The sequence below is a fragment of the Dactylosporangium salmoneum genome, from assembly GCF_039532525.1.
Classification (GTDB): domain Bacteria; phylum Actinomycetota; class Actinomycetes; order Mycobacteriales; family Micromonosporaceae; genus Dactylosporangium; species Dactylosporangium salmoneum.
The window spans coordinates 110,874-117,226 of the sequence record NZ_BAAARV010000005.1 but is presented as its reverse complement, the minus strand read 5'-3'; the positions used below and the strand labels follow the sequence as shown (position 1 = coordinate 117,226).

Sequence of the window (6,353 nt, the reverse complement as noted above, 5' to 3'; positions counted from 1 at the left end):
GCGGCTCGGGTCGCGGCCTGATCTCCATCTGCGCGGCCGGCGGCCAGGGGGTGACCGCCGTCCTGACGCGCTGAAAGTGGCACTTCCCAATATCGTGGGTGCATGACCGTCCAGCCCACCATGCTGCGCCCGGCCACCCAGCGTCCCGCCTGGCAGACCGTCCTCGGCCTGGTCCTGGCCCTGCCCGCGCTCGTCCTGCTGATCACCTCCTACGTCGAGCCCGCCGTCTGGACGATCCGCACGTCGTTTCGCCGATTCACGGGCATCCGCACGCTGAGCGGGGGCGACACGCCGTCGGCCGGCTGGGACAACTACCACCGCGCCTACGAGCAGGGGCTCGCCGGCTCGCTCTGGTACGTGCTGAGCCTGGTCGCGATCCCGCTGCTGGCGGTGCTGGTCCTGGCCCCGGCGCTGGCCTGGGCGGCCCACTCGTCCGGCCGGGTCGTGCGCTGGACCGCCCGGGGCGCGCTGGTGATCCCGCTGGCCGCGTTCTCGCCGTACGGCATCGCGCTGGCGGCGGCCCACGCGGACCGGGGCCAGCGGTGGGCCTACTGGTCGGGCACGTTCGGCGTGTTCGTGGCCGTCGCCGCGCTGGTGTACCTGGCCGCGTTCCGCACGAACCGCAGCCCGTGGCCGGCGGTCGTCGTCTCCGCCGGCCTCTCGGTGCTCGGCGTGCTCGCCGCGGTGCTGCAGGAGTTCACGTACGGCTGGACCTTCCGCTTCAGCGGCCAGCACGGGCACGACACCCCGGCGACGATGATGTACGAACGCGCGTTCGTCACCCTCAACTTCGGCACCGCCGCGGCCATCGCCACCACCGTGCTCGTGCCGCTCCTGCTGCTCGGCGCCCTCGCCACCGTCGTGTTCGCCCGGACCGGGCTGCGGCTGCAGTGGCGCCCCGACATCGCCCCCTTGCGCACCGCCGCCCGGCCCGCGGCCGTCGGACTGCTGGTGCTCGTGCTGGCGGTGACCATCGCCGGGCTGTGGCCGTGGCTGTCCCACCTCGGCCAGCAGGGCCGCCCGAACGCCCCCTCGACCTGGGTGAACACCTGGATCCCGCCGCTGATCTCGACGCTGGTCGGGGTCAGCGCGGCGGCGCTGGCCGCGTTCGGCATCAGCGGCCTGCGCCCGCTGGGCCGGCACAGCGAGTGGCTGCTGATGCCCTTCGGCCTCTTCCTGTTCGTCGGCGGCATGCCCCTCGCGCTGCGCGCCTACGCCGCCGGTGCGACGGCCGCGCGCCTCGACTCGTTCGACGCGCTGATCCCGCCGTCGCGGCTGGCCATCCCCGCGCTGTTCGCCTTCGCGCTGCTCTTCCGCGGGCAAGCGCTGCGCCGCGAGGCGCTGCTGCAGGAGGGTCGGCCGGCGTCCTGGTGGTCGGTGCTGGTGCCGGGGCTGCCGATGGCCGGGCTGCTGTACCTCGGCACGTGGCTCTTCCAGGCCCAGGACGTCCTCTGGCCGCTGATCACCTCGACCTCGAACTACCCGACGGCGCAGCTGGAGTTCGTCCGGGTGCTGCAGTCCAGGGTCACGGAGGGCCTGCCGTACGGCGCCCTGCTGCCCATCCCGATGCTCGTGCTCGCCCTGCTCGTGGGCGTGGCCGCCCAGCTGTTCCTCGCGGACAAGGTCGCCCTGCAGGTAGGGCCACCGGAGCGTGACCACCCGCCGAGGACGTGAGGGAGAATGGGCGCGTGGACAAGCCCCGTATTCCCGATGTGCTCGCCGCCCGTTACGCCTCGCCCGAGCTGGTGGGCATCTGGTCGCCCGAGGAGAAGGTGCGCCTCGAGCGCCGCCTCTGGGTGGCCGTGCTCAAGGCCCAGCGCGAGCTCGGGGTAGCCGTGCCCGACGGCGTGGTCGAGGCCTACGAGCGGGTCGTGGACGACGTCGACCTGATCTCGATCGCCGAGCGGGAGCGGGTCACCCGCCACGACGTGAAGGCGCGCATCGAGGAGTTCTCCGAGCTGGCCGGCCACGAGCACATCCACAAGGGGATGACCTCGCGGGACCTGACCGAGAACGTGGAGCAGCTGCAGATCCGGCTCTCCCTGGAGCTGGTCCGCGACCGCATGGTGGCGGCGCTGGCCCGGCTGGCGGCGCGGGCGAAGCAGCACGACGAGCTGGTCATGGTCGGGCGCTCGCACAACGTCCCGGCGCAGGCCACGACCCTCGGCAAGCGGTTCGCCAGCGCGGCCGAGGAGCTGCTCCTGGCGTACCGCCGGATCGAGAACCTTCTCGAGCGCTATCCGCTGCGCGGGATCAAGGGTCCGGTCGGCACCGCCGCCGACCAGCTCGACCTCTTCGGCGGCGACGCCGGAAAGGTGGCCGAGCTGGAGCGCCGGGTGGCCGCGCACCTGGGCTTCAACCACGTGCTGACGAGCGTCGGCCAGGTGTACCCCCGCTCGCTGGACTTCGACGTGGTGTCCGCCCTCGCCCAGGCCGTCGCCGGCCCGTCGAGCCTCGCTACCACGATCCGCCTGATGGCCGGGTACGAGCTGGTCACCGAGGGGTTCAAGGCCGGCCAGGTCGGCTCCTCGGCGATGCCGCACAAGATGAACACGCGCTCCTGCGAGCGGGTCAACGGCCTGGCCGTGATCACCCGCGGGTACCTGTCCATGGTCGGCGAGCTGGCCGGCGACCAGTGGAACGAGGGCGACGTCTCCTGCTCGGTCGTGCGCCGGGTGGCGCTGCCCGACGCCTTCTTCGCGGTGGATGGGCTGTTTGCCACGTTCCTCACCGTTCTCGACGAGTTCGGGGCATATCCGGCGGTCGTGGCCCGCGAGCTGGACCGCTACCTGCCGTTCCTGGCCACCACCCGGGTGCTCGTGGCGGCCGTCGGGCGGGGCGTCGGCCGTGAGGATGCTCACGAAGCCATCAAGGAGCACGCCGTCGCCGTGGCGCTCGCCATGCGCGAGAAGGGTGCCCAGGACAACGATCTGCTCGCCCGGCTGGCCGGTGACGAGCGCCTCCGGCTGACTCCCGAGGAGGTGAATGCCCTGGTCGCGGACCCTGAGACCTTCATCGGGGCGGCGTCGGCCCAGGTCGGCGCGGTGGTGGCGGAGATCGCCGAGGTGGTCGCCGCGCACCCCACCGCCGGTGCCTACGTGCCGCCGCCCATCCTCTGACGCCGATCTTGGCTCCTCGCGGGGCCGCTAAGATGCGTGTCGGGCGATGTTCCTGGGCTTCGCCGCGGCGTCCACCGAACCGTGACACGGCCGGTGAACTGCGGCGTTGCCCCGCCCGGTAGGCTCGTGTCGCTCGCCCTCGAGCGCCCGACTCAACGTCAGGAGTGCCCCGTGGCCCGCGTCGTGGTGGACGTCATGCTCAAACCAGAGATCCTGGACCCTCAGGGTCAGGCCGTCGCGAACGCGCTGCCGCGCCTCGGCGTGGTTGACGTGGCGTCGGTGCGCATCGGCAAGCGCATCGAGATCGAGTTCGAGGGCGCCGCCGACCTCGACCGGGCCCGCGAGATCGCCGACAAGCTGCTCGCCAACCCGGTGATCGAGGACTTCACGCTGCGCGTCGAAGAGCCGGAGAGCGGGGAGCAGTGACCGCCCGCATCGGTGTCGTCACCTTCCCCGGCTCCCTCGACGACCGGGACGCCGCCCGGGCCGTGCACCTCGCCGGCGCCGCGGCCATCCCGCTGTGGCACGCCGACGCGGAGCTCTACGGCGTCGACGCCGTGATCCTGCCCGGCGGCTTCTCGTACGGCGACTACCTGCGGGCCGGCGCCATCGCCCGGTTCTCCGCGGTCATGGAGTCGATCGTCCGGGCGGCCGGCGACGGGCTGCCCGTGCTCGGCATCTGCAACGGCTTCCAGGTGCTCTGCGAGGCCCACCTGCTGCCGGGCGCGCTCACCCGCAACCAGCACCTGCACTTCCGCAACCGCGACCAGGGCCTGCGCATCGAGAACAACACGACGTCGTGGACCGTCGGCTTCCAGCCGCGGCAGGAGGTCGTGATCCCGGTCAAGAACGGCGAAGGCTGCTACATGGCCGACGCGCGCACGCTCGACGAGCTGGAGGGCGAGGGGCGGGTCGTCGCGCGGTACATCCGCGGGAACCCCAACGGGTCGCTGCACGACATCGCGGCGATCAGCAATGCGGCCGGCAACGTCGTCGGGATCATGCCGCACCCCGAGCACGCCGTCGAGGTGCTCACCGGGCCGTCCATCGACGGTCTCGGCATTTTCACGTCCGTGCTGGCACACCTTGGAGCGCGTGTATGACCTTGGGGACTTTCGACACCGTCGAGCAGGCCGCCAAGACGTCCGACGAGGAGCAGCCCTACGAGGAGCTGGGCCTGCGGGAGGACGAGTACCAGCGGATCCGTGAGATCCTGGGCCGGCGCCCGACCACGTCCGAGCTGGCCATGTACTCGATCATGTGGAGCGAGCACTGCTCGTACAAGAGCAGCAAGGTCCACCTGCGCCAGTTCAGCGAGAAGGCGCCCAAGTCGGACCTCATGCTCGCGGGCATCGGCGAGAACGCCGGCGTGATCCGGATCTCGGACGAGATCGCGGTCACCTTCAAGGTGGAGTCGCACAACCACCCGAGCTTCGTCGAGCCGTACCAGGGCGCCGCGACCGGCGTCGGCGGCATCGTGCGCGACATCCTCGCGATGGGCGCCCGCCCGGTCGCCGTCATGGACCCGCTGCGCTTCGGCGCCGCCGACCACGAGGACACCAAGCGTGTCCTGCCCGGGGTCGTCGCCGGCGTCGGCGGCTACGGCAACTGCCTGGGCCTGCCCAACATCGGCGGCGAGGTCGTCTTCGACCCCTGCTACCAGGGCAACCCGCTGGTCAACGCGCTCTGCGTGGGCGTGCTGCCGGTCAACCGGCTGCAGAACAAGGAGGCACACGGCCCCGGCAACGTGGTCGTGCTCCTCGGCGCCAAGACCGGCCGCGACGGCATCGGCGGCGTCTCGGTCCTGGCCAGCGCCACGTTCGACAGCGACGGCCCGGCCCGCCGCCCGTCGGTGCAGGTGGGCGACCCGTTCATCGAGAAGCTGCTCATCGAGAGCTGCCTCGAGCTGTACGAGCGCGACCTCATCGTCGGCGTCCAGGACCTCGGCGGCGCGGGCCTCACCTGCGCCCTGACGGAGACCAGCGCCGCGGCCGGCACCGGCATGGACGTCAACCTCAACCTCGTCCCCCTGCGCGAGGCCTCCATGGCCCCGCAGGAGGTGCTGGCCAGCGAGTCGCAGGAGCGCATGCTGCTCATCGTCGACCCGGCCAAGCTCGACGAGGTCCTGCGGGTCGCCGAGCGCTGGGGCGTCATCGCCACCGCGATCGGCCGCGTCACCGACTCCGGCCGCCTGGTCATCAGCTGGCACGACGAGCCCGTGGTCGACGTCCCGCCGGGCTCGCTGGTGGACGACGGCCCGGTGTACGCGCGCCCGATGCGCGAGCCGGCCGACCTCATCCTGCTGCAGGCCGACCGCGCCGAGACCCTCGCCCGCCCGCGCTCCGGCGTCGAGCTGCGCGAGACCCTCCTGCGCCTCGCGGCCAGCCCGAACCTCTGCGACAAGAGCTGGGTGACGGAGCAGTACGACCGGTACGTCCAGGGCAACACGATCCTCGCCCAGCCGGAGAACTCCGGCGTGGTGCGCATCGACGAGCAGACCGGCCTCGGCATCGCCCTGTCGGTCGACGGCAACGCCCGGTTCGCGCGCCTGGACCCGTACAACGGCGCCAAGCTCGCCCTGGCCGAGGCCTACCGCAACGTGGCCGCCGCCGGCGCCACCCCGCTGGCCGTCACCAACTGCCTCAACTTCGGCTCCCCGGAGGACCCGCAGGTCATGTGGCAGTTCGCCGAGGCCGTGCGCGGTCTGGCGGACGGCTGCGCGGAGCTGGGCATCCCGGTCACGGGCGGCAACGTCTCCTTCTACAACTCCACCGGCTCCCAGGCTATCCACCCCACCCCGGTGGTCGGCGTGCTCGGCATCATGCGCAACGTCGGCGCCCGCGTCCCCATGGGCTTCGGCGGCGACAGCGACCTCATCATGCTGCTCGGCGAGACGACGGAGGAGCTCTCGGGCTCCGAGTGGGCCTGGGTCACCCACCAGCACCTGGGCGGCCAGCCCCCGCGCGTGAACCTCACCCGCGAGCGCATCCTCGCCTCGGTCCTCACCGAGGCCGGCGAGCGCGGCCACCTGTCGTCCGCGCACGACCTCTCCGACGGCGGCCTGGCTCAGGCGCTGGTGGAGGCGACCCTGCGGTACGACTGCGGGGCCAACATCACGCTCCCCGAGGACCTGAACGCGTTCGTGGCCCTCTTCTCGGAGTCGACGGCCCGCGCCCTCGTGTCCGTGCCGCGCGGCCACGAGAAGGCGTTCACGGCCCTCTGCGCCCAGCACGG

Annotated in this window: 6 protein-coding genes; all 6 read left to right on the top strand. The window is 72.2% G+C overall.

Annotated elements, in window-relative coordinates:
• The coding region (locus ABD352_RS57490; protein WP_425553463.1) for a hypothetical protein at window positions 1-74 on the top strand (74 nt) is incomplete at its 5' end.
• Window positions 75-102: 28 nt separating this feature from the next.
• On the top strand, window positions 103-1,674 hold the full coding sequence (locus tag ABD352_RS03275; RefSeq protein ID WP_344610672.1) for a hypothetical protein: 1,572 nt from the start codon (window positions 103-105) through the stop codon (window positions 1,672-1,674).
• Between the two features lie 14 nt (window positions 1,675-1,688).
• Window positions 1,689-3,119 (top strand): adenylosuccinate lyase, encoded by a 1,431-nt coding sequence (gene purB / locus ABD352_RS03270; RefSeq protein WP_344610671.1) that lies wholly within the window; start codon window positions 1,689-1,691, stop codon window positions 3,117-3,119.
• Between the two features lie 171 nt (window positions 3,120-3,290).
• Window positions 3,291-3,545, top strand: coding sequence for a phosphoribosylformylglycinamidine synthase subunit PurS (purS, locus tag ABD352_RS03265; protein WP_344610670.1), 255 nt, complete (start codon window positions 3,291-3,293; stop codon window positions 3,543-3,545).
• Window positions 3,542-4,222 (top strand): phosphoribosylformylglycinamidine synthase subunit PurQ, encoded by a 681-nt coding sequence (gene purQ / locus ABD352_RS03260; RefSeq protein ID WP_344610669.1) that lies wholly within the window; start codon window positions 3,542-3,544, stop codon window positions 4,220-4,222. Before purS ends, purQ begins: the two co-directional genes overlap by 4 nt.
• On the top strand, window positions 4,219-6,353 hold a 2,135-nt coding region (gene purL, locus ABD352_RS03255; RefSeq protein ID WP_344610960.1), incomplete at its 3' end, for a phosphoribosylformylglycinamidine synthase subunit PurL. The genes purQ and purL, both read left to right, overlap by 4 nt.